The sequence below is a fragment of the Negadavirga shengliensis genome (assembly GCF_042652345.1).
GTDB classification, from domain to species: domain Bacteria; phylum Bacteroidota; class Bacteroidia; order Cytophagales; family Cyclobacteriaceae; genus Negadavirga; species Negadavirga shengliensis.
In genome coordinates this window covers 23,875-45,068 of the sequence record NZ_JBHSJJ010000025.1, presented here as the reverse complement: position 1 = coordinate 45,068, position 21,194 = coordinate 23,875, and the positions used below count along the sequence as shown (strand labels likewise).

Below are 21,194 nucleotides of genomic sequence, written 5' to 3'. Positions count from 1 at the left end.
TCGTTATTTAAAAATTTTAGATGTGTTCAAAGCATTTTGATACCTTCTCGCATTGTTCATATGATCGCCAAGATTGGTAGCGAAAACATGGTAACCTGAGAAATCCTCTTTGGCGCAGAAATACAAGTAATCATGTTCCTGATAATTCAATACCGCTTCCAATGAACTGATTTCAGGCAGATTTATGGGACCGGGGGGGAGTCCGACATATTTATAGGTATTATAGGGGCTTTCAATCTCCTTATGTACATTAAGCACTCTTTTAATACTAAAATCTCCTAGTGCGTATACCAATGTAGGGTCGGCTTGCAGGGGCATATTTCTATGAAGCCGGTTGACATAAACACCTGCCACCTTAGGCCGTTCATCAGCCTTGCTGGTTTCCGCCTGTATGATAGATGCCAAGACAGAGACCTCTGTGGGAGACATGTTCATCGATTCCGCTTTCCTGGTCCTTTCTTCCGTCCAAAACCTTTGATATTCTTTATGCATCCTGTCAAAAAGAGAAAGGGCATCCATATTCCAGTAAACTTCATAGGTATTGGGAATAAACATGCTCATAATGGTATGGCTGTCAAACCCATATTTAGAAATAAATTCTTCGTCTTGTAGCAGATCCAATACAGCCTTAGATTGAATTTCCAGGTTTTGAGTGATTTTTATCGCGAGATCCTCGTAGGTACGGATGTTATTGAACGTAATATTCACAGGAGTCTGTCTCCCAGACCGCAGCAAAGTTACCAGTTCCTTATTGGACAGGCGTGGCTGAATGAGGTAATGTCCGGGTTTTACGGATTCCGGATATCCCAGCACCTTGGCGACAAAACTGAAAGTAACAATGTCGTTGATGATGTTGTGCTGTATAAGACTGTCAACCACCTGCTTGTATTCGGCATTTCTGGGAATTTTCAGGGAAACGGGAGTTTGCCTGTCCACGAGGGTGTTGGGGGAAAAAAAGGCTTGGTAAAAATAAAATGAAAGTGAGGTGAGCAATACTGAGAATGCCACCACACCAACAAGAAAGTATTTCTTTTTTTTATCGTTAATCATCTTCCAGTCAGTTGTTTGAATAGAATGAAGGGGAATCCCCGCCCCTTTAATTCAGCAGATTTTTCTTTGATTGACCTTACAAATATAATACTTAATTGGTTACTTGTTTTTTTGCAAAAAAAGCCGGGGGGAGATATGTTAAATATCCCCGTATGTTTTTATTTTGGCAAATTATTGTTTTACTTTATCTATCCGAAGAGGATATTTTGATATTTTGATGCTCAAATTTAGAAGGTCGGATGGCGGCTGAATTTATAAGATTATATCCCGAAAACCCGGATCCAAGGCGCATTAGACAGATAACAACCGTGTTAAGGGAAGGAGGGATCATCATCTACCCGACGGATACAGTGTATGGTATGGGCTGTGATATTTTCAACCAGAAAGCGATAGAACGCATATGTCAGATCAAAGGAGTGAAACCCCAGAAGCAGAATTTTTCGTTTATATGTTATGATTTGAGCAATATTTCGGAATACACAAGGGCATTGAGTACCCCTGTGTTTAAACTTATGAAAAAGGCATTGCCAGGACCATATACATTTATTTTGGAAGCCAACAACAAGGTGCCTAAACTATTGAACAACAGGAAGAGAACGGTGGGGATCAGAGTGCCCGACCATTCCATCCCCAGAACCCTGGTGCGGGAGTTGGGGCAGCCCATTCTTACCACTTCCATAAGGGATGAGGATGATGTGGTTGAATACAGCACCGACCCGGAACTGATTTACGAAAAATACAGAGATCTGGTTGATGTGGTCATAGATGGAGGGTATGGCAATAACATCGCCTCAACGGTCGTGGATTGTACCGGAGAAGAAATTGAAGTGGTTAGACAGGGACTGGGCGAACTGTCAGAAATTTTGTAAAAAGGACGGTCTACGTTTTGGGAAGCGGCTTTCATTATTTTAATTTGTATGAAAACGCTTGTTTGATGCCCCTACATAACACAAAGAAGATGGTTTTTGACCTCTTTTATTTGCCTTCATTAGAGTTTTTCTCCGCTATTCATGGTGCAGATGAACTGATTATCGACCCGAATGATCCTTATGTAAGACAGTCATATAGAAACCGGACCAGGATTCTGCTGGCCAATAAGACGGAACAATTAAGCGTCCCGGTGCTGGGGGCACGAAGCAGAAAACCTTATAAAGAGATTAAGATCGATTATAGTCAAAAATGGATGAATGTTCACTTGCGGGGTATCCAAAGCGCTTATGGAAAAGCCCCTTTCTTTGAACATTTTTATTCTGATTTGGAGCATGTATATTTACAACAGCATAAATACCTGTTGGATTTAAACCGGAAAATACTGACACTTTGTCTTAAATTTTTGGGATGGAATGTCAAAATGGTAACAACCTCATCAGCAATCAAAAATGAGGATTGTGAGGATATTAGGGGCTTAATCAATGCCAAACAGCCTTATGGAGAAAGGGAATTATACCTTCCTCATCCCTATCAGCAAATATTTGGCGCAGACTTTGTTCCCAACCTTTGTGTTCTGGATTTGTTGTTTTGTGAGGGCGTGCAGGCAGGCAAAATACTGGCTCTCTCCAAAAAAAGTAATTGAACAATATATAAAAGTATTGTGTTTTTAAAACAAATTCGATAACATTAATCAATATTCTACAGCGATTATTAAGAAAGGATATAAATGGAAGCAAAATTTTCAAACAGAGTCAAAGAGGTGATCTCCCTGAGTCGTGAAGAGGCTTTGCGATTGGGGCATGATTACATTGGTACGGAACACCTCTTACTGGGTATGATCCGTGAAGGAGAGGGTGTGGCTGTTTCCATTCTAAAGAAGCTTGGCGTCCCCTTGGATGAATTGAGGAGTTCGGTGGAGAGGGCGGTGAAGGGAACCGCTAACCACAATGTCAAGAACTTGGCCAATATTCCACTTACCAGGCAGTCTGAAAAAGTTTTGAAAATAACTTATTTAGAGGCAAAGATATTCAAGAGTCAACTTATCGGAACCGAGCATCTTTTGTTGTCTATCTTAAGGGATGAAGATAATATTGCTACGCAAATTCTGCAAAAGTTTGATGCTACATATGACACCGTAAAGGAAATGTTGGAATTCCAGACAGACCAATCCCCCCGATCCGGACCAGAGGCAGATGACTCTGATGAGGAAGGCTCTAAATTGTTCGGGGCGTCAAGTGGCTCATCTGGCAGCTCGAAGGGAAGTGCAGAAAAATCCCGTACCCCCGTGCTTGACAATTTCGGCAGAGATCTGACGAGAATGGCCGAAGAGGACAAACTGGACCCAATCATCGGACGTGAGAAGGAAATTGAAAGGGTGGCACAGATACTTTCAAGAAGAAAGAAAAACAATCCGATCCTTATCGGTGAACCAGGAGTGGGCAAGACAGCTATTGCGGAGGGACTCGCCTTAAGGATCGTTCAAAAGAAAGTTTCCCGTGTACTCTTTAACAAAAGGGTGGTCACGTTGGACTTGGCTTCGTTGGTTGCGGGTACCAAATACAGAGGGCAATTCGAGGAAAGGATGAAGGCGGTGATGAATGAACTGGAAAAATCTCCCAATGTCATCCTGTTTATTGATGAGCTGCATACCATCGTGGGTGCAGGCGGAGCCAGTGGTTCGCTGGACGCCTCAAACATGTTTAAGCCGGCTTTGGCCCGGGGCGAAATCCAATGTATAGGCGCTACTACTCTTGATGAATACAGACAATACATCGAGAAGGACGGCGCATTGGCCAGGAGATTCCAAATGGTGATGGTGGATGCTACCTCACCGGAAGAAACCATTCAGATTCTGGAGAATATCAAAGACAAGTATGAGGACCATCATAATGTCAACTATACACCGGAGGCTATTCAGGCCTGCGTGAAGTTGTCTGACAGGTATATTTCAGATAGGTTTCTACCGGACAAGGCAATAGATATCCTTGATGAGGCCGGCGCCAGGGTACACATCAACAACATTCATGTTCCGGATAATATTCTCAAACTGGAGGAGGAAGTCGAGAAGATAAAGATCGAAAAAAACAGGGTGGTCAAAAGTCAGAAATATGAGGAAGCTGCCCAGTTGAGAGATAAAGAGAAAAAGCTTCTTGAACAGCTGGAAAACGCCAAAGCCAAGTGGGAAGAAGAAAGTAAAACCAAACGGTATACCGTTGAAGAAGACAATGTAGCTGAGGTAATAGCCATGATGACCGGTATTCCTGCGAGGAGAATTGCCCAAAATGAAGGTTCAAAATTGCTCAACATGGGTGAGGAACTGAAAAACAGGGTAGTAGGTCAGGATGAAGCCATTAAAAAGCTCACCAAGGCCATTCAAAGGACCAGGGTGGGTCTGAAAGATCCGAGGAAACCTATAGGTTCATTTGTGTTCCTCGGGCCCACCGGGGTAGGTAAGACAGAGTTGGCGAAGATGCTTGCTACTTACTTGTTCGACAAAGAGGATGCCCTTATCAGAATTGACATGTCTGAATACATGGAGAAATTCAGTGTGTCAAGATTGGTAGGCGCGCCTCCGGGTTACGTAGGATATGAGGAAGGAGGACAGCTTACAGAAAAAGTAAGGAGAAAGCCATATTCCGTGGTCTTATTGGACGAGATTGAGAAAGCGCACCCGGATGTATTTAATATCTTGCTGCAGGTATTGGATGACGGTATATTGACAGATGGGCTTGGAAGAAGAGTGGATTTTAGAAACACCATCATCATCATGACTTCCAATATCGGGGTCAGGGATCTCAAGGATTTTGGCGCAGGTATCGGTTTTGCTTCCAAATCCAAACAGGAGAATATGGACGACGTGATGAAGTCTACTATCCAGAGCGCCCTTAAAAAAGCCTTCAGCCCAGAATTCCTGAACAGATTGGATGACGTGGTTATATTCAACTCACTGTCCAAAGATGATATCCATAAGATTATTGATATCAACTTGTCCAAGTTGTTTGCCAGGATCACGGATTTGGGTTATGTCATCGAGCTCACAGATAAAGCCAAGGACTTCCTGTCCGAAAAAGGCTATGACAAGCAGTATGGCGCAAGGCCTTTGAACAGAGCTATTCAGAAATACTTGGAAGATGCGATTGCGGAAGAAATCCTTAAAGGAGAACTTTCGGATGGAGACGTGATCCTTGCAGATTACTCAGGGGAAGGTGATGTATTGACGATCAGTGTCAGCAAAAAAGAGAAAGCGGACTGATTATAAAAAAGCAACCATTTGAAAAGCGGCCAATGTGCCGCTTTTTTTTAGTTAAAAATAAATTTAAAATGCAATTTTTTATATTTGAAAAAACATATCAAAAGAAACTTGTTCTGCGGTGTTGCCGTTTTAATACCGGGTGAACTGTTTGAATAGGGGTTGCTATGGCACCTCAAGGACATAACGAATTTTACCTATATAAGTCCAAATTATGCGTTTTTCAATGGAGTTTTTGTTAAAATTGTTCTTTCTTTTTTCCATCATCCCCTTCCTGATGGCGGAGAAATTGCAGGATAAATATGATTTGCGGATCAATACGCAAGTAGTGGACACGCTATTTACCAGTAACAGGCCTATAGGAATAATCGACAACAAGGAAATAGACGAAGCAAGCGGGCTGGCTGCTTCACGTGTGCATCCCGGGATTTTGTATGCGCATAATGATAGTGGCGGAAAACCTTACGTGTACATGATCGACACTTCGGGAAGCTATGTGGGCAAAATCAAGTTGGAAGGGGTCAATAACAGAGATTGGGAAGATATTGCAGTGGGGCCGGGTCCGGATAGGGGATCTTCTTATATTTATATCGGAGAAATTGGAGACAACTATTCCAGGCACGATCAGATCTACGTTTACAGATTTAAAGAACCGGATTTGCTTGAATCCGATTTATCCATTGTTCCTGACAAGGTTGCTTTGGAATACCCGGATGGGCCACAGGATGCAGAAACGCTACTTGTTGACCCTTGGACAGGCGACCTTTTCATCCTTTCTAAAAGGGACAGCAGCAATGCTCTATACCGGGCAGCCGTGGACAAGCTGGAGCATGAAAAGGTATTGTTGGAAAAAGTAATGAACCTACCCATCACATTGTCTACGGGAGGCGATATATCCGGAGACGGAAAACAGATATTGATTAAGAATTATTGGGTGATCTATTACTGGGAAAGGAATGAAGGGGAGAGTGTTGTCCAGGCCCTGAAGCGTACCCCGGTACTTCTGCCTTATAATCCGGAACCCCAAGGAGAAGCCATAGCTTTTTCGGCTGATGGGCAGGGATATTTTACGCTGAGTGAGAAGCGCCTTCGTGTTGAGCCGGTGCTGTACAGATATGACAGATTAGTCCCCGTCTCACAAAACTGATATTTCATACCTTATAGATTCCGTAGATAATGCAGACAGCCTCAGCTGTATTGATGGTCAGACCGGCAGCTTTTGGTTTTAATCCCCAGACTGCTTACGACAACCTTTTTCAAAGGGCATATAAAGGCAATGACTTATCTGAAGTAAAAAGGCTTGTCAGGTATCAATTTGAAAACAGTGTCAACGCTTTGCGTGAACGCGGTATAGAAGTGATTGTAGCAGAAGACACCGCTTTACCATCAAAGCCGGATGCTGTCTTTCCAAATAATTGGTTAAGTACCCATGGAGATGGCAAAGCCATCATTTATCCGATGAAGGCACGCAACAGAAGGTTAGAAAGGAGGAAAGAAATCATTGAACTGCTAATCAATAAAGGTTACAGGGTAGATGAAATCATCGATTTGACCTTTTTTGAGGAAGATGGGCAGTTTTTAGAAGGAACGGGAAGCGTTGTGTTTGACCGGGTACAAAAAATAGCCTATGCGGCCGCTTCGGAAAGGACACATCCTGTTCCATTGGCCTATTTAGCAGCATTGATGGACTATGAGGTCGTAGGATTTCATGCCGTGATAAGAAAATCGGGGAAAATGTATCCGGTATATCATACCAATGTGATGATGCATGTGGGAACAGACCTAGCTGTCACATGTTTGGACGCCATTCCTTCCACGTTTGAAAAAATGAACCTCAAAACACAGCTTGAAAATTCAGGAAAGAAAATTATCCCCATTACCGTTCACCAAAAAATGAATTTCTGTGGGAACATGCTGGAGCTGATTAATAAAAACGGCGAAAGGTATACGGTTATGTCAGAAACCGCCTATCGCTCTTTAAGGAAAGGCCAAATCAAAACCATTGAGAGGTGTACTGGCGTTATTACACCGGATGTCTCCATGATAGAAAGCCTGGGCGGCGGAAGTATACGCTGCATGTTGGCAGAGATTTTTCTTCCGGTCGCCTGAGAAAATCATCGGTACCATCAAAAGCCTTTTAATGAAGACTTTTAATGGTAACAGGTTTAATATTGATGGTTTCCACTTCGATATCCCTCTCTTTTGCATTGGTCTTGAAATTTTCTATCACTTCAAGTACATCATAATCAATGACTTTTGAATTGGATCCGTCGATCAGGACTTTTTTATGGTCAGGGATGCTGTTCAGCGAATTAATCAAGGCGCCCTTATTCAGGAAGCTTACCTCCTCGGCCAACACGATATGGACCAAGCCGTCGTCTTCCCTGTCCCTTAGGAAATGGGAATTTTTAAAGTTTCGCATCAAGATATAAATCACTCCCACAATCATCCCAAGACCTATTCCTTTGAGAAGGTCAAACACAATGATGCCTATAATGGTAACGATAAATGGCAGGAACTGATCCCATCCAAGGCGATACATGGATTTAAATAGGGAGATCTTTGAAAGCTTATAGCCTACCAACAACAGGATGGCTGCCAAACTGGCAAGGGGGATCAGGTTGAGCAAGTCTGGGATCAGCAAGACGCTCAGCAGCAACAAAAAGCCATGGAAAATGGCAGACATTTTGGATTTAGCGCCAGAACTCACATTGGCGGAACTCCGCACAATTACCGCGGTGACCGGCATTCCCCCAATCAGTCCATTAGCCAGGTTGCCGATCCCTTGAGCGACAAGTTCCCTGTTTGGCGGGGAGATCCTTTTATAGGGGTCGATTTTATCCGCGGCTTCAAGACTAAGAAGGGTTTCCAGACTGGCAATGATGGCGATGGTGAAGCCGACCATCCATACCTCAGGATTCAACAGGCCGGAGGGATTGAAAATGATGAATTGAGACAGCATATTGTCCCATCCTGTAATGTCAGGCAGGTTGACTTTGTTTTCTGTATTGATATATAGGTTGGGGACGTAGAACTTGAAAAATTTGTTAAAGCCTATGCTGACGATAACAGCCACTAAAGCTCCGGGGACGACTTTCAGCGCTTTGTTGGATTTAATAAATGGTTTTTCCCATAAAACCAATATAAAAAGGGAGGCAAAACCGATGATTATTGCACCTAGATGAAATTCGTTGATGAGTAATTTAAGGGATAAGACGGCATCCAAATCATTAACAAATGGGATATAATCTCTTACCAGTTCTGTTTCATTAACGCCGAATACATAGGGTAATTGTTTAATGATCAGTATGATTCCTATCCCCGCCAACATCCCCTTGATCACAGAGGTGGGAAAGTAATATCCAATCACCCCTGCCTTAATAATGCCCAAAACAATTTGAATCACCCCTGCGATAACGACGGCAGTAAGAAAAAGATCGAAGGCTTGAAGGTCCTCGATGGCATTGAGGACAATAACCGTAAGCCCCGCTGCCGGTCCGGACACCGCGGTATGTGATCCTGATAATGGTCCAATGACTAATCCCCCTATTATACCTGCGATAATTCCGGAAAATAAAGGAGCCCCGGAGGCCAATGCAATACCCAAACACAGGGGCAATGCCACCAAGAATACTACTAAACCAGCGGGCAGGTCTGCTCCGAGGTTGGCAAATAAACCTTTACGATTAGGCATAATTCTATTTTAACTATATATTATGAATAGTTGAATATAAATATATGAAATAATATTCTGCTTTTTGTATGCAAGCAGCATTTTTTTAATCAAAAACCATTATCATCAGACTGTTGGGCAAGTTTTTGAAACGTGATAAAAATAAGAAAACGGCAAAGCCAAAATAAGGTTTCACCGTTCATAAAATATTCAAAAATTACTTTCCGGTGTAATTAAAGGGGGTGATTTTTTCCAGTTCTTTTTTTACCTCACCGGTCACGTCAAGGGTTTTGATAAATGATTTAATCGATTCCGGGGTGATTTTTTCATTTGTTCGTGTCAGGTCTTTCAAGGCCTCATAAGGTTTGGGATACCCTTCCCTTCTCAACACGGTCTGGATGGCTTCAGCAACCACCGCCCAATTGTCTTCCAAATCAGCGTTGATGGCAGCTTCATTGAGTTCCAGTTTGCCTATCCCTTTGGACAGCGATAGAAAAGAGATGAGCATATGAGCAAGGGGGACCCCTATTACACGAAGTACAGTACTGTCTGTAAGATCCCTTTGCAGTCTGCTTACAGGAAGCTTTGTGGCCAGATGCTCCAAAAGGGCATTGGCTATGCCAAGATTGCCTTCCGCGTTTTCAAAGTCGATGGGATTGACTTTATGCGGCATCGCTGAAGAGCCTATTTCGCCGGCTTTTATCTTCTGTTTGAAATAATTCATAGAAATATACTGCCACACATCTCTTGAAAAGTCCAGTAGAATGGTGTTGATCCTTTTGAGCGCATCCATATGTGCAGCCAGGTGATCATAATGCTCAATTTGCGTGGTGGGATAGCTCCTTGAGAGTGCAAGCCGTTGGTCTACAAAGCCATCCGCAAAAGCTTTCCAGTCTATTCCAGGGTAAGCAATGTAATGTGCATTCATATTACCGGTAGCACCCCCGAATTTCGCAGCAAAAGGAATCTGGTCCAATAAATGGAGCTGGTTCTGAAGCCTGGCAACAAAAACCTGAAATTCCTTTCCTAACCGGGTAGGGGAGGCCGGCTGGCCATGGGTTTTAGCCAGCATGGGAATATTATCCCATTGTATAGCTCTGTCGGAAATATGTTTGATGACAGTATGTAATTCCGGGAGAATAATACGGTTTAACCCGTCTTTGAACATCAGGGGGATAGCCGTGTTATTGATGTCCTGGGAGGTAAGGCCGAAATGAATGAATTCCACATATTTTTCCAGCCCCAATTTGTTAAAGCGATCTTTTAGAAAATATTCTACCGCTTTTACATCATGATTGGTGGTTTTTTCAATTTCTTTGATATCCAGGGCGTCTTCTTCAGAAAATGTTTCTGCTATTTTTCGTAAGGCGGGAAAAACATTCGGGTTGACATCAGATAGTTGGGGCAAAGGTAACTCACACAATGCGACAAAGTATTCGATTTCAACTTTTACCCGGTATTTGATAAGGGCATATTCAGAAAAATAGCCCATAAGAGGACTGGTTTTAGCCCCGTATCTGCCATCTATGGAGGAAATTGCTGTGAGGTGGTTGAGTTCCATTAAATACCTGTTTTTTGTTGGTTCGATGATTGAAAAGGTAAAAATAATTTTAAATCTTAAAAAGGGTGAGGTTTCACAAATAATTGTCAGGGAAAATTGATTTAAAAAAATCCGTTCCAATCCAAATTTCTTGAATTGGAGCGGTAGTGCTGTGCTAAAAATATCATCAAAAATTCGGATAATTTCTAATCAATTGGAGCCGGAGTGGTGGATCCGAGTCGTTGTCCTGTTCGGCTTTCCCCCTGATGACCAACGTGTATATCCTCCCTTCCCGGATATTCATGTCCGGAAGCATCGCTACCAACTCCTGATCTTCGGAGGTTCTTAACAGAAAATCCGTATGGCCGGTGGCGATGGAGCGAAAAGAGGTAATATCCATGAAATTTTTGTTTTCCATAAAGGCTGTTTCTTTCCCTCCGAGATACAGGTCCAGGTCGGGAGTATCGTGAGACAAGTGGACCAGCCGGATGAGTGCTTTACCCGATTCGGGCAGTTCAAGGCTGTCCTCTGTAAACAAAGTAGTAAGCTTCTCACCGTCATGGGCCATAAAAAAAGTGTAAGCTTTGTCTACTTTAAGTGTAATCGCAGTGTCTAAGAGCGTCTGATCACTTGATTGTGGATTACTGAAAATGAAATTTCTCTCTCCCGTATAGAAATACCAGTAATCTAAATGAATGCCATAGTCAAAAGGTTTGGGGTTGTAGGTTTTTCCGTCTACCTCTATCTTTATACGCGAGGGAGTAATGGCTCCATTATAGAAGGAAACATAGGCGGTAGGTGTGTTTCCAAGCCCGCCGTCGTCGTTATTGAGACAGGAAAAGGTAAAAAGGACAACAAGGAAAAGTAAATGCCAGTTTTTGAGCCTCATTTTTTTTATGGATTGGATTATGGTTATCATATAATAATTGGTTTTTAGCATCTTTGAACCCGATACGGAATTTTATCATAAAGTGCTACACCGATTTACAAAAAAAATAGAAAATACAAAGAACCTTAAAGGAACCGTTGAGGTTTAAAATACTGCGACGTATTGGTGCTTGTGTGAAATATGTAGCATGGCACTAATTTTGCCGTCTTAATGAGATTTGAAAATTATTCCTATTACTTTGCTAATGCTGTTTAATTTATTTAAGAAAACCAAGGAGGACCAAGTTCGGACGAACAATTACCTTACACTCAGGATAAGGGAGACCGTCGTGGAAACTCCTGATACCATTACTGTTTATTTTGACCAGCCAGAACCTTTTTTGGATTACAAAGCAGGCCAATTCTTGACGGTCATTCTCGAAATTGACGGAAAAGAAGAGAGGAGATCTTATAGTTTGTGTACTTCTCCGTATGTAGATCCGTTCCCCGCGATCACTGTGAAGCGACTGAAGGAGGGATTGGTTTCCAATTATATCAATGACCGTTTCAGGCCAGGGAAGACGATATCCGTCATGAAACCAATGGGTAATTTTATCACGGATTACCATTCCAAAAACAAGCGACATTACGGAATGATTGCCGGCGGGAGTGGAATTACTCCTATCATGGGGATTATCAAATCCGTGTTGGTCAATGAACCTGAATCTAAAGTCAGTCTCTTGTATTGCAGCAGGACAGAGGATTTGATTATTTTTGGAAAAGCGCTCGAAAATCTCCGTGAAAAGTACGCAGGAAGGTTGGAAATTATCCATAATCTTAGTCAGCCTAAAGGTGATTGGAAAGGGTTGAAGGGAAGGTTGGATTCAAAAAAAATCGAGGCTTTTGTCAATGTTAAATTTATTGGACCGGAATGGGACAACAGGTTTTTCCTTTGCGGCCCTCAGGGAATTATGGATTTGGCAAGGGAGACTTTATTGGCTGCAGGATATGAAAAAGAACGGTTGTATTCTGAAAGTTTTTATCTGGAGCCTTCCGGGAATGAAATACCGGAAGATACAAACGGTCAGGTGGTCCGGTCGGTCACCATCATATTGGATGGACAAGAACATATCGTAGAGGTCATCCCGGGAAAAACCATATTGGAGGCCGGCTTGGCTGAAGATTTGGACATGCCGTACTCCTGTCAGAGCGGACTGTGTACCGCTTGCAGAGGCAAGTTGCTTTCAGGTGAGGTAAAAATGAATGAAGACGCAGGCTTGAGCGAAAATGAAATCAAAGAAGGATATATTTTATGCTGTTCTGCCAGACCAACTGGCCCCAACATCAGAATCAACATTGAATAAACCATGAAATATGGACAGGTTGACGGCCATCAAAAGGAAATTCCGGATTTTGGAGAGGGATGTTTTGCTGTTAATAGCCTTTCCTCTTCCCGTTTTTGCATTGGTTTATTTATACACCACCGGTGATACCATGAGCATCGATGTGCCGGATCTTCCCGGGTTTCTGAACTTTTTTGTGCTGGGAGTGGCGTCCGCATTATTACTTTTCCAGTACAATGGGTTTAGAAATTCGATGAAAAAATTGCGGCGAGGTTCCAAAGATCTTGAGGAAAAGATGAGTGAATATGCAAAGGCCACGTTGACCAGGTTTTGGCTTCTTTTTTGGGTGGGCATCATCTGTGCTGCCGGACTTTTGTTTTACGGAAATCCGGGGTTCACAGTGCTTTACGCCGTAAATCTGATGTTTGTTTCTTTGGGCAAGCCTACTCCTGACAGGATCGTTAAATCCTTAAACTTGAAGGGAGAAGAAAAAGATATGGTTTTTGAAATCAACCGCCGGGACTGATCCGCCACCATATCTTTTCCGAGTATTACAGGTCTTTAATTTGGATAGATCCGGAACCGATATTCCCTTTTATGGTATGTTGGGCGCCGTTCTGGATGTTTAAAAATTTTGGTTTCGACTGATCGCCCACCCTTACCGACCCACTGCCTGCTTTGATGTCGTAATTAAAGGCTTCAAGCTGACTTTGTGTGGTAATATCAATGTTTCCCGAAGAGCCTTGTAGCGAAGTCCCACTGCCCAACCCGGCATTTTTTGCTCTTATATTGCCCGAAGTGACGGATAACTGGCCCAGTTCACCGATATTGTCCAACCGCATTGTTCCCGAAGTCAGCTTCGCGTTCAATCTTCCCGATATGTTATTGGCTCTTAGCATCCCGCTGGTGGAGGAAAAGTCAACGTCACCATCGATTTGATCAATCTCCGCTATTCCGGAAGTCATAGTAAAGGTGATGTCTCCGGTGATGTTTGACGCCGTAACCTTGCCGGAAGTCCCCTTCAACTGGAGGTTCCCTGACATGTCCTTTGCCCGCAGATTACCGGAGGTGACGGTGAGTTGGGACTGCTGGGATTTTACGCCACTGACTGCAAGAAGACCGGATGAGTTTTTAATTTTAAGCTCAATGGATTCTGGTCCTTTAAGCTCAATAAATCTCTTTGATGTACCTCTATTTTGCTCGGAAGGAGGCCTGTATGAGATTTTAAGGGTGTTGCCCACAGTCACCATGATCAGGCTTTTATCGGTATTTTCATTTTCTCCAAGCATCGCATGAAGATTTATCTCCGAAGTATTGGGAGAACCGGTGTAACTCACTTCTATGGCACCGACTTCCATTTCGAGTTTATCGATACCGGAAAACGTTTTACGGATATCCTGCTGAGCTACGGACATCATGGCTGATGAGAGAAACAATAGCATCATGCCAAAAAGCGTTGAAGGTATTTTATTTTTCATAAGGGTAATGGTTTGGTTTTTTGTGGTTATCGGATTAAAACACCACCCCGAAACTAAAGGGGTTAAGGGTAGGCTCTAAATCTTTGTGGAATAGGGGATTAAAGTCATAGGTAGTGAAAAAGGTGATGCTTCTGAAGCCCACCTCACCTCTAAGTCCATACCGGAAGTTGTTGAGGTAGCTCCCGGCTGGGTCCTTTTCTTTTTTTCGGCCGGAACCGCCGGGTTCTCTATAGACAAATTTGCTTCGTCCTCCGAGCCGGTACCCGGCATAAGGGCCAATGCCCACCCTGAGACCGTTTCTGCCACTGTCGTTTATTTTGCCAAAATCCAACTTAAACATGGTAAGGGCATTGAGGTAAGAAGCAGATATCTTACTCTTCATTCCGTTTACGTCTGTCCGGTTGATAAAGCTGATGCCGTCCTCAGATCCCACCGCATGGTTATTGGGATTATCTAATTTGAAATTGTACCAGCTTACTCCTAAGCCAAAATCCCAATAGGCACCTTTGCTGAGTCTCTGACTTGCCATCCAGTTGACGCCCACATTCCAACTTCCCCAGCCTTTGGCGGCATAGGGGGCCCCGCCTCCCGGTATGCTTCCGTCTTCAAAGAAAGTGTTGATTCCTAAATCCGCATTAAAATAGGTCCTGAATGGAGGGTCCTTTTTCTCTTTGGGGGAGGTTTCCACCTTTACCTGTGTTTTCTGTCCGGATTCGTCCACAATAAGCCGGTATCTGCCGATGGCCACTTCCGTTTCATTCCCACCTTCATATACGCGGATGATTTCTTTAACCCCGTCTTTTTGGCGTATTTCCACGACGGTAACCTCTCCGTTTTTTTCTTGTTCAGGAAGATCCAGCTCACGGATAATTTGATTGATATCCATGCTTTTTAGCCGTTCAAAATCCTCGGGGTTGTCGATGACAAATACCACCTTGCCTGATTTGCCGAATTCTACGATGATGCTGTCATTTAAAGGCCGGTCGGGCTCCACTTGGGGCTTGCCAAAGGCAAGCTGTACAATTGCCATTAAAATGATGGCGATAAGATATTTTTTCATAATCGATTTGTTGTTTATGGATAGCTGGCTTATTTTCTGTTTTTTTCCTTTTTGGTTGTCAATGAAACAAGCAGGTTATTTTTAGCGTCCTGGATTTCAGCAAACCCCTGATCCACCTTATTGAAAAAGCCGCCTATCTTATTTTCAATCCCGTCGACAAGGGTTTCTTTGTCAGGAGATATGGCATAACCCCTTGATACAATCCTGACTTTATACGCCACTTCGGAACTGCCGAAACTATCGGCTATCAAGTCATCCAGCTCGAGAGGAGGGATGTCAAGATCCAAGGGCTCCTGCCATTCCTGTGGAAGGTTTTCCGCCAGAGGTACCGGGTCGGCGGAGGAAGCTTCCTGTAGCACAGGCGCTTCCTGTTGGCGGTGTTTAGGTTTGTCGTTTTTTTGACGATTTGTGGTCTTTTGGACCGGTCCGGTCCCGGCTGACTCCGCCAGGCGAGGCGCCATTGGGCCGTCGGGAGCTTTTTCTGAATCATTTTCAACCGTAGCGGTATTTTCTGAATCAGGTAAAGTCGGAGGCGCTTGCGTGGGAGAGATCTCCGCCACTTCATTCGTTTCTGCTGGCACCGGAGTGGGTTGGTACTGCCAAAGCAGGTAGCTGAAAGTGCCTACCACCAACATGGCCGCCGCCCATCTTCCCCAGATCAGCCAGCCGGGTTTTCTGTTTCCGGACATCCGGTTATCCAGTCTTTCCCAAGTGGAGGGGGATGGGCTTATTTCATAATCCCTAAGATGCTCTTTAAATAGCTGATCAATGTTTTGAAATTTCTTAGCCATTGCTGCTCCTTTCTTTTATTTGGTAATGGGATAGCTTCGTTTTCAATAATGCCCTGGCCCGGCTTAATTGGGATTTGGAGGTGTTTTCTGAAATGCCTAACATATCCCGTATTTCCTTGTGCGCGTATCCCTCAATCGCATATAAGTTAAATACCGTCCTGTATCCTACCGGCAGTTCTTCCACCATTTTCAGCAGTTCATCGGTTTCCAGATGGCTGAATTCATAAGAAGCTTCCACCATCTCATCATCGTCTTCAATATGGACCTCCATAGACAGGTTTTTGTTGTTTCTCAGAGTCAATAGGGACTGAGTGACTATGATTCTCTTCATCCACCCTTCAAAACTGCCTTTACTTTCAAACTGCGGAAGTTTTTCGAATATCTTCATGAAGCCTTCTATCATCACGTCCTCTGCGAGATTCCTGTCTTTGACATACCGGATGCATATGGCGAGAAACCTTCCGGCATACTGATCATAAAGTTGCCGCTGGGCCTTCCTGTCACCCCGGAGACAGCCTTCAATCACGTCCGCTTCTATGGTAAAATTTCTTCGGATAAGCATCTTGTTTTGTCTTACAATTAAGTAGATACAAGAAGGGACAAAAAGGTTGCACCCTGTGTAGGAAAAATCTTTCCCTAAAAAATATACTCAAAAAGTTTCTTTAAATCAGTTTTTTAGAAAAAAATGTTTCAATAGGCGGCTTCATAGTTGATGATGATTTCAACAGAAGTCCATCGCTTTTTTTTTACTTCTACAGGATTAATATAACTGTCAAGGTCAAAAATGTTCGCAAAATAACCTTGCTCCTCTATGGTAAATACGGAGTACATCCCTTCGGGCAGTTCAACAGAAAACCGTCCTTCTTCATCAGTTTCAACCAGGGCTACCTGAGGTGTTTCAATATCGCCTAAGAGGTAATCCCCCAGTCTCGCTTCATTGATATGGGTAAGTTCATGGATTTTAATGGTCCGTTTAACAGGCTTTTTGGAGGCGTTTTCCGGAAGTGCCTGACCGTTTTCTGATATAAGAGGCATTTGATTGCCTTCCACCCAAAAGACCTGGCCTTTTAGCCCCTGGGTGCTGATTTTAGCCGACCTGCAGCCGGCAAGCAGGGCAAAACCCAACAAGAAATATAGCAGTTTTTTCATCGTAAATAGATCTTTAAGATTTATCAAAAACGGTTCAAATCAAATGCCTGTAAATAAACTAAAGGACTCTAAATATTCCGGGACGATGACTTTCCAGTGAAGCTGTTTATTTAGCATATCGGCCAAATCCATAGACGCTTTTTTCTCGCCATGGATTAAAAATGTATATTTAGGCTTGCTGATAAAGCCTTCACACCATTCTAACAGTTCGTTTTGATCTGCATGCGCGGATAGACCGTCTATAAAGTATACGGAAGCCTTTACACTGACATCTATGCCGTATATTCTCGATGTTTTTTCCCCATCAAGTATTTTGCGTCCCCGTGTGCCTTCTGATTGGTAACCTACAAAAATGATGCTGTCATTTTCGTTGGGCAGCCGGTGATATAAATGATGCAGAATCCTTCCGCCAGTGGCCATGCCACTTGCCGAAATGATGATGGCATCGCCCTTCAGATCATTAAGACTCATAGAATCTTCCTGATTTTGATAATAATGCAGGTTTTTATGCTGAAAAGGATTGGAGCCTTTTTCTTCCAAATAAGCGCCCAAATGGTGATAATGGTGAAACTTTTTATAAAGTGCTGTGACATCTATTGCCATGGGACTGTCAACGTAAATGGGTATGTCGGGAATGAGGCCCTTTTCCTGGAGACGGTGCAGGTAGTAAAGAATCATTTGCGTCCTTCCCACGGCAAAAGATGGGATTACAGAAACGCCTCCCTTGTAATAAGTTTCCCGGATGGCTTTGGCCAGCTTTTTTTCAAGATCTGATGAATCGTTGATCCGGTTACCGTAAGTGGATTCGAGAAAAAGCACATCACAAAAGGGGACCTTGCTAGGAGGATATAAGATAGGGTCATTGAATCTGCCCAAATCACCTGAAAACACAAGCTTTTTCTCTTGCTGATCTCCTGTTAACTTCAGTTTGAGTATAGCCGCCCCCAATATATGGCCGGCAGTATATGCGGTAAGGCTTACGCGTCTGTCCAGCACTATCTCTTCCTCGAACTCAATGGGGGTGAGCAGAGGAAAAACCTTTTCCGCGTCTTCTATAGAAAACAGCGGCTGAGGTTTGGGGTGTTTCGAATACCCTTTTTTGGCAGCATACAGGGCTTCTTCTTCCTGCAACTTGCCCGCGTCGAGTAATAGGATCTTTACCAGCTCCATCGTGGGTCCTGTAACATAAATAGGCCCCTTGAAACCTTCTTTAACGAGCTTTGGGAGATACCCGGAGTGATCGATATGGGCATGTGTAAGCAATACCATGTCCACTACACCGGGATCTATGGGGAAGGCATCCCAATTTCTCAGCCGGTATTCCTTGAGGCCTTGGAAGAGGCCGCAGTCGATAAGGATTTTTTGACGGTCTATTTCCAAAAGAAACCTGGAGCCGGTGACAGTGCCGGCCCCGCCCAAAAATTTTATTTTGACGTCCATGAACTTTTATTTCTCACCAAATATAAGAGGTATATTTGAGAGCTTGTCATTTAATTCTTCCCATTTCCCTACTTCATAAAATACCTGTCGCTGAACCGGGCCCTTGAAAGGCTGTCTGATTTTGACTGTTTGTGATCATTGACACAATTAAGGCACAGCAATCCGTTCTCATTGAATACCCAATGGTGCCGGCTGTTGATGTCCCGGGATTTGTAGCCATCTTGGTACAAGGTATTGCGCAGCATCGGAATTATCGAACGATCCATAACAAACGGCGTGTTGTAAGGCAGCTGTAAGGTTTGGTTAAGTTGTTGGCCGCGGTATTTGATCATGGTCGGGAAATCCAAATTCCTATTGAAAACCAATATGCTATCGGTCAGGCTAAAGTCGTATCCTACTTCGGAGGCATTTTTTAATGCATCATCATAATTGATCCCTTTTGATGTGAAGTTTTGCTGAAGCATGGCCCTGTCCTGGTCGGAGCCTTTTATGGTCAGGTAAACGGTGCCGAAATCCCCCCTGTCAGCTCCTGAGGTTTCGGATTTGATGACCAAAGTACCTTCAGACCATTCCACTGGTGTTTCCAGCACATGCGACGCGCTTTCTTTAAACTGGCTGACGATTTTGGGGATTTGAAATGAGCAAATAAGGATGCTAAGCAGCCATATCCCGAAAACAACGAAACCAAACCGGGCGTCTATCAGGCTTCTTTTGATCAACACACTGATGCCCAACAAGGTAAGGATCAGCCCTGGTATTAAAACGACTACGGATGCAGCAATGGCCAGCCATAAGGGCAGTAACTCAGACAAGGCTTCCACCGGCAAAGTGTCAAAAACATATCCCCAGCTGCTGTTGGTTAAGATTTCTGAATAAATCCCCAGAAAAACCAACGGGATGATCAACACCAACATGCCGATAAAGAAGATGACAAGTCCAAACACAACCCGTACCACCTCGATCAAAAACCTTCCGAATGGTCCCAGTGCTTTTCCGATCCCGTTGATAACGTCTCCTAAAAACCTGAAGGGCGCCAGAATGACCTTTCTTCCCGTCGATTCCTCTTGCTCTTTTTCTCCCGAGAGGTTTTGTTGTATGGTGCTTTCTATGTTGCTGAGGGTGATGGCACCGCCTTTCATTTCTATTCTTTCGGTAATGGATTTGGCAACCGGAGTGATGATCCATAGGATTAAGTACAGCACAAACCCGGACCCGCCGGCAAAGATCAGGGCCACAAAAGCCAATCTCATCCAAATGACATCTATGTTGAAATAGGCAGCTAAGCCGCTTCCCACGCCGCCAAGTACCCGGTCGTCAGGGTTTCTATAAAGCTTTTTTATGTTCCTGTCTTCTGGCTTTTCATAGGAAACGGGGAGGATGATCCAAAGCAGGATGTAGGCAATGACCGTCCACCATCCAATGGCCACATGGAGCTTGAAGTCGTGGGCAAAGAAGGGAACCGGGAATCCACTGAAATTGAACCCGCCGCTGAAGAGGAGCAATATGGTAATTAAACGGATCCAAAGAGGGTCAATGGAAAGGTAATGGGCGAACCCTGCACATACACCTCCCAGAATTTTATTGTGGGCCAAGCGGGTTAATTTTTTATATGCCTTGCCTGACTGTTGGTCAGTGGGGGTGATGTATTTATAAAAATCATTTTCTTCCCCGTCTTGCTTTTCTTCGCTCTCCATCTCTTTCTCCACCGCTTTGAAGTCAGCTATGGTCCCCATCTTTTCTATCAGGTTGCTGACATTCTCAGCGGTGATCACCTGTTTATTGTTTTTCAGGTTGCTTAGAAAAATTTCTGCGATCCTGTTTTCAATATCGGTAATGATCTCCTGATTATCTTCATAATGGGAAAAGTGCTGATTGATGGCATCCAGGTATTTTTTCAGCGTGGTATATCCGTCTTCTTCGATATGAAACAAAATCCCGCTAATATTGATGCTTATTGTCTTTTTCATCTGTGTATATTTTTTATGCCCGGCAGCAAAGGGTCGTTGTAAACCATTTTCTGCTACAGACTGTAAACTCGGCTTTTGAAGTTATTTTTTTCATCTGGAGGATGATTATTGATTGTTTTTTCGTTTTCAATTGTCACGATTTCCGGCATTGATGATCAGGTTCACGGATTTGTCCAAATTTTCCCAGGTGTTTTGAAGTTGGAGGAGGAACTGATTGCCTTCTTCGGTGATGGAATAATATTTTCTCGGAGGGCCTGAATCAGATTCTTTCCAAGTGTAATTGGCCAATCCTGAATTTTTCAGTCGGCTAAGGAGGGGATACAAGGTCCCTTCTACCACGATAAGTTTTGATGCTTTCAATTCATCGATCATATCCGTGGCATATACTTCCCCTCTTGATATGATGTGCAAAATACAGAATTCGAGAATTCCTTTGCGCATTTGCGTTTGCGTATTTGAAGCTTTCATTTGCAGGTGTCTTTTAATGCCCTTTAGCTTTCCCTAATTGATCTTCAACCGGGCTATTTTTCTAAGATAGCATCAAAAAACTATACCATTTTTTTGAAAGGTACTGTGTAATACCAATATCCCGGCATTATGCAGGTCATGCCAGTGCCTTGAAGTGTCATAAAATACATAATTTGAGCGTTCAAGTG

Annotated in this window: 19 protein-coding genes; 7 read left to right on the top strand and 12 right to left on the bottom strand. The window is 43.5% G+C overall.

Annotated features, from left to right (window positions below):
• Positions 1-3 precede the first annotated feature (3 nt).
• The gene (gene mltG, locus ACFPFU_RS24885; protein WP_377069332.1) at positions 4-1,050 is read right to left on the bottom strand and encodes an endolytic transglycosylase MltG; all 1,047 of its coding nucleotides are present in this window, start codon (positions 1,048-1,050) and stop codon (positions 4-6) included.
• Positions 1,051-1,289: 239 nt separating this feature from the next.
• Between mltG and ACFPFU_RS24880 the strand changes: the two genes are divergently transcribed.
• The 5 genes from ACFPFU_RS24880 (at position 1,290) to ctlX (ending at position 7,339) form a co-directional block, all read left to right on the top strand.
• Positions 1,290-1,919 carry an L-threonylcarbamoyladenylate synthase gene (locus ACFPFU_RS24880; RefSeq protein ID WP_377069330.1) on the top strand — a complete coding sequence of 210 codons (630 nt, stop codon included), beginning with the start codon at positions 1,290-1,292 and terminating at the stop codon, positions 1,917-1,919.
• Between the two features lie 65 nt (positions 1,920-1,984).
• The gene (locus tag ACFPFU_RS24875; protein ID WP_377069328.1) at positions 1,985-2,623 is read left to right on the top strand and encodes a WbqC family protein; all 639 of its coding nucleotides are present in this window, start codon (positions 1,985-1,987) and stop codon (positions 2,621-2,623) included.
• A gap of 84 nt (positions 2,624-2,707) precedes the next feature.
• Positions 2,708-5,233: an ATP-dependent Clp protease ATP-binding subunit gene (locus ACFPFU_RS24870; protein ID WP_377069326.1), complete on the top strand. Its 2,526-nt coding sequence runs from the start codon at positions 2,708-2,710 to the stop codon at positions 5,231-5,233.
• 223 nt (positions 5,234-5,456) lie between these two features.
• The gene (locus tag ACFPFU_RS24865; protein WP_377069324.1) at positions 5,457-6,377 is read left to right on the top strand and encodes a hypothetical protein; all 921 of its coding nucleotides are present in this window, start codon (positions 5,457-5,459) and stop codon (positions 6,375-6,377) included.
• Between the two features lie 29 nt (positions 6,378-6,406).
• Positions 6,407-7,339 (top strand): citrulline utilization hydrolase CtlX, encoded by a 933-nt coding sequence (gene ctlX, locus ACFPFU_RS24860; protein ID WP_377069322.1) that lies wholly within the window; start codon positions 6,407-6,409, stop codon positions 7,337-7,339.
• A 28-nt stretch (positions 7,340-7,367) separates the two neighbouring features.
• Here the strand turns inward: ctlX and ACFPFU_RS24855 are convergent, their stop codons facing one another.
• The 3 genes from ACFPFU_RS24855 to ACFPFU_RS24845 all read right to left on the bottom strand — a co-directional run bounded on the left by ACFPFU_RS24855 (position 7,368) and on the right by ACFPFU_RS24845 (position 11,362).
• Positions 7,368-8,924, bottom strand: a complete 1,557-nt coding sequence (locus ACFPFU_RS24855; RefSeq protein WP_377069320.1) for a SulP family inorganic anion transporter — start codon at positions 8,922-8,924, stop codon at positions 7,368-7,370.
• Positions 8,925-9,120: 196 nt separating this feature from the next.
• The gene (purB, locus tag ACFPFU_RS24850) at positions 9,121-10,464 is read right to left on the bottom strand and encodes an adenylosuccinate lyase (RefSeq protein ID WP_377069318.1); all 1,344 of its coding nucleotides are present in this window, start codon (positions 10,462-10,464) and stop codon (positions 9,121-9,123) included.
• A 166-nt stretch (positions 10,465-10,630) separates the two neighbouring features.
• A complete protein-coding gene (locus ACFPFU_RS24845) occupies positions 10,631-11,362 on the bottom strand; it encodes a DUF4397 domain-containing protein (RefSeq protein WP_377069316.1) in 732 nt (243 codons plus the stop codon).
• Positions 11,363-11,576: 214 nt separating this feature from the next.
• Here ACFPFU_RS24845 and ACFPFU_RS24840 point away from each other — a divergent pair, with 214 nt between their 5' ends.
• Positions 11,577-12,674: a 2Fe-2S iron-sulfur cluster-binding protein gene (locus ACFPFU_RS24840; protein WP_377069314.1), complete on the top strand. Its 1,098-nt coding sequence runs from the start codon at positions 11,577-11,579 to the stop codon at positions 12,672-12,674.
• Between the two features lie 10 nt (positions 12,675-12,684).
• Entirely contained in the window at positions 12,685-13,179 is a 495-nt protein-coding gene (locus tag ACFPFU_RS24835; RefSeq protein ID WP_377069312.1) for a hypothetical protein, read from the top strand.
• Between the two features lie 25 nt (positions 13,180-13,204).
• On the opposite strand, the gene ACFPFU_RS24830 is transcribed toward ACFPFU_RS24835, so the two are convergent.
• The 8 genes from ACFPFU_RS24830 to ACFPFU_RS24795 form a co-directional block, all read right to left on the bottom strand.
• Positions 13,205-14,131, bottom strand: coding sequence for a DUF4097 family beta strand repeat-containing protein (locus ACFPFU_RS24830; protein ID WP_377069310.1), 927 nt, complete (start codon positions 14,129-14,131; stop codon positions 13,205-13,207).
• Positions 14,132-14,165: 34 nt separating this feature from the next.
• On the bottom strand, positions 14,166-15,191 hold the full coding sequence (locus tag ACFPFU_RS24825) for a hypothetical protein (RefSeq protein ID WP_377069308.1): 1,026 nt from the start codon (positions 15,189-15,191) through the stop codon (positions 14,166-14,168).
• 29 nt (positions 15,192-15,220) lie between these two features.
• On the bottom strand, positions 15,221-15,982 hold the full coding sequence (locus tag ACFPFU_RS24820; RefSeq protein ID WP_377069306.1) for a hypothetical protein: 762 nt from the start codon (positions 15,980-15,982) through the stop codon (positions 15,221-15,223).
• The gene (locus ACFPFU_RS24815; RefSeq protein ID WP_377069304.1) at positions 15,975-16,544 is read right to left on the bottom strand and encodes an RNA polymerase sigma factor; all 570 of its coding nucleotides are present in this window, start codon (positions 16,542-16,544) and stop codon (positions 15,975-15,977) included. The genes ACFPFU_RS24820 and ACFPFU_RS24815 overlap by 8 nt, the downstream gene beginning before the upstream one ends.
• Before the next feature lie 128 nt (positions 16,545-16,672).
• Positions 16,673-17,131, bottom strand: coding sequence for a carboxypeptidase regulatory-like domain-containing protein (locus ACFPFU_RS24810; RefSeq protein WP_377069302.1), 459 nt, complete (start codon positions 17,129-17,131; stop codon positions 16,673-16,675).
• A 39-nt stretch (positions 17,132-17,170) separates the two neighbouring features.
• Positions 17,171-18,571: an MBL fold metallo-hydrolase RNA specificity domain-containing protein gene (locus ACFPFU_RS24805; protein ID WP_377069300.1), complete on the bottom strand. Its 1,401-nt coding sequence runs from the start codon at positions 18,569-18,571 to the stop codon at positions 17,171-17,173.
• Between the two features lie 68 nt (positions 18,572-18,639).
• Complete coding sequence (locus ACFPFU_RS24800; RefSeq protein WP_377069298.1) at positions 18,640-20,538, bottom strand: PspC domain-containing protein; 1,899 nt, start codon at positions 20,536-20,538, stop codon at positions 18,640-18,642.
• Positions 20,539-20,664: 126 nt separating this feature from the next.
• Positions 20,665-21,006 (bottom strand): PadR family transcriptional regulator, encoded by a 342-nt coding sequence (locus ACFPFU_RS24795; protein WP_377069296.1) that lies wholly within the window; start codon positions 21,004-21,006, stop codon positions 20,665-20,667.
• Positions 21,007-21,194 lie beyond the last annotated feature (188 nt).

What these genes read in the sequence shown, in the direction of transcription:
- mltG (WP_377069332.1), bottom strand. Translation starts at nt 1,050, where the DNA reads ATGATTAACGATAAAAAAAAGAAATACTTTCTTGTTGGTGTGGTGGCA.
- ACFPFU_RS24880 (WP_377069330.1), top strand. Translation starts at nt 1,290, where the DNA reads ATGGCGGCTGAATTTATAAGATTATATCCCGAAAACCCGGATCCAAGG.
- ACFPFU_RS24875 (WP_377069328.1), top strand. Translation starts at nt 1,985, where the DNA reads ATGCCCCTACATAACACAAAGAAGATGGTTTTTGACCTCTTTTATTTG.
- ACFPFU_RS24870 (WP_377069326.1), top strand. Translation starts at nt 2,708, where the DNA reads ATGGAAGCAAAATTTTCAAACAGAGTCAAAGAGGTGATCTCCCTGAGT.
- ACFPFU_RS24865 (WP_377069324.1), top strand. Translation starts at nt 5,457, where the DNA reads ATGGAGTTTTTGTTAAAATTGTTCTTTCTTTTTTCCATCATCCCCTTC.
- ctlX (WP_377069322.1), top strand. Translation starts at nt 6,407, where the DNA reads ATGCAGACAGCCTCAGCTGTATTGATGGTCAGACCGGCAGCTTTTGGT.
- ACFPFU_RS24855 (WP_377069320.1), bottom strand. Translation starts at nt 8,924, where the DNA reads ATGCCTAATCGTAAAGGTTTATTTGCCAACCTCGGAGCAGACCTGCCC.
- purB (WP_377069318.1), bottom strand. Translation starts at nt 10,464, where the DNA reads ATGGAACTCAACCACCTCACAGCAATTTCCTCCATAGATGGCAGATAC.
- ACFPFU_RS24845 (WP_377069316.1), bottom strand. Translation starts at nt 11,362, where the DNA reads ATGATAACCATAATCCAATCCATAAAAAAAATGAGGCTCAAAAACTGG.
- ACFPFU_RS24840 (WP_377069314.1), top strand. Translation starts at nt 11,577, where the DNA reads ATGCTGTTTAATTTATTTAAGAAAACCAAGGAGGACCAAGTTCGGACG.
- ACFPFU_RS24835 (WP_377069312.1), top strand. Translation starts at nt 12,685, where the DNA reads ATGGACAGGTTGACGGCCATCAAAAGGAAATTCCGGATTTTGGAGAGG.
- ACFPFU_RS24830 (WP_377069310.1), bottom strand. Translation starts at nt 14,131, where the DNA reads ATGAAAAATAAAATACCTTCAACGCTTTTTGGCATGATGCTATTGTTT.
- ACFPFU_RS24825 (WP_377069308.1), bottom strand. Translation starts at nt 15,191, where the DNA reads ATGAAAAAATATCTTATCGCCATCATTTTAATGGCAATTGTACAGCTT.
- ACFPFU_RS24820 (WP_377069306.1), bottom strand. Translation starts at nt 15,982, where the DNA reads ATGGCTAAGAAATTTCAAAACATTGATCAGCTATTTAAAGAGCATCTT.
- ACFPFU_RS24815 (WP_377069304.1), bottom strand. Translation starts at nt 16,544, where the DNA reads ATGCTTATCCGAAGAAATTTTACCATAGAAGCGGACGTGATTGAAGGC.
- ACFPFU_RS24810 (WP_377069302.1), bottom strand. Translation starts at nt 17,131, where the DNA reads ATGAAAAAACTGCTATATTTCTTGTTGGGTTTTGCCCTGCTTGCCGGC.
- ACFPFU_RS24805 (WP_377069300.1), bottom strand. Translation starts at nt 18,571, where the DNA reads ATGGACGTCAAAATAAAATTTTTGGGCGGGGCCGGCACTGTCACCGGC.
- ACFPFU_RS24800 (WP_377069298.1), bottom strand. Translation starts at nt 20,538, where the DNA reads ATGAAAAAGACAATAAGCATCAATATTAGCGGGATTTTGTTTCATATC.
- ACFPFU_RS24795 (WP_377069296.1), bottom strand. Translation starts at nt 21,006, where the DNA reads ATGAAAGCTTCAAATACGCAAACGCAAATGCGCAAAGGAATTCTCGAA.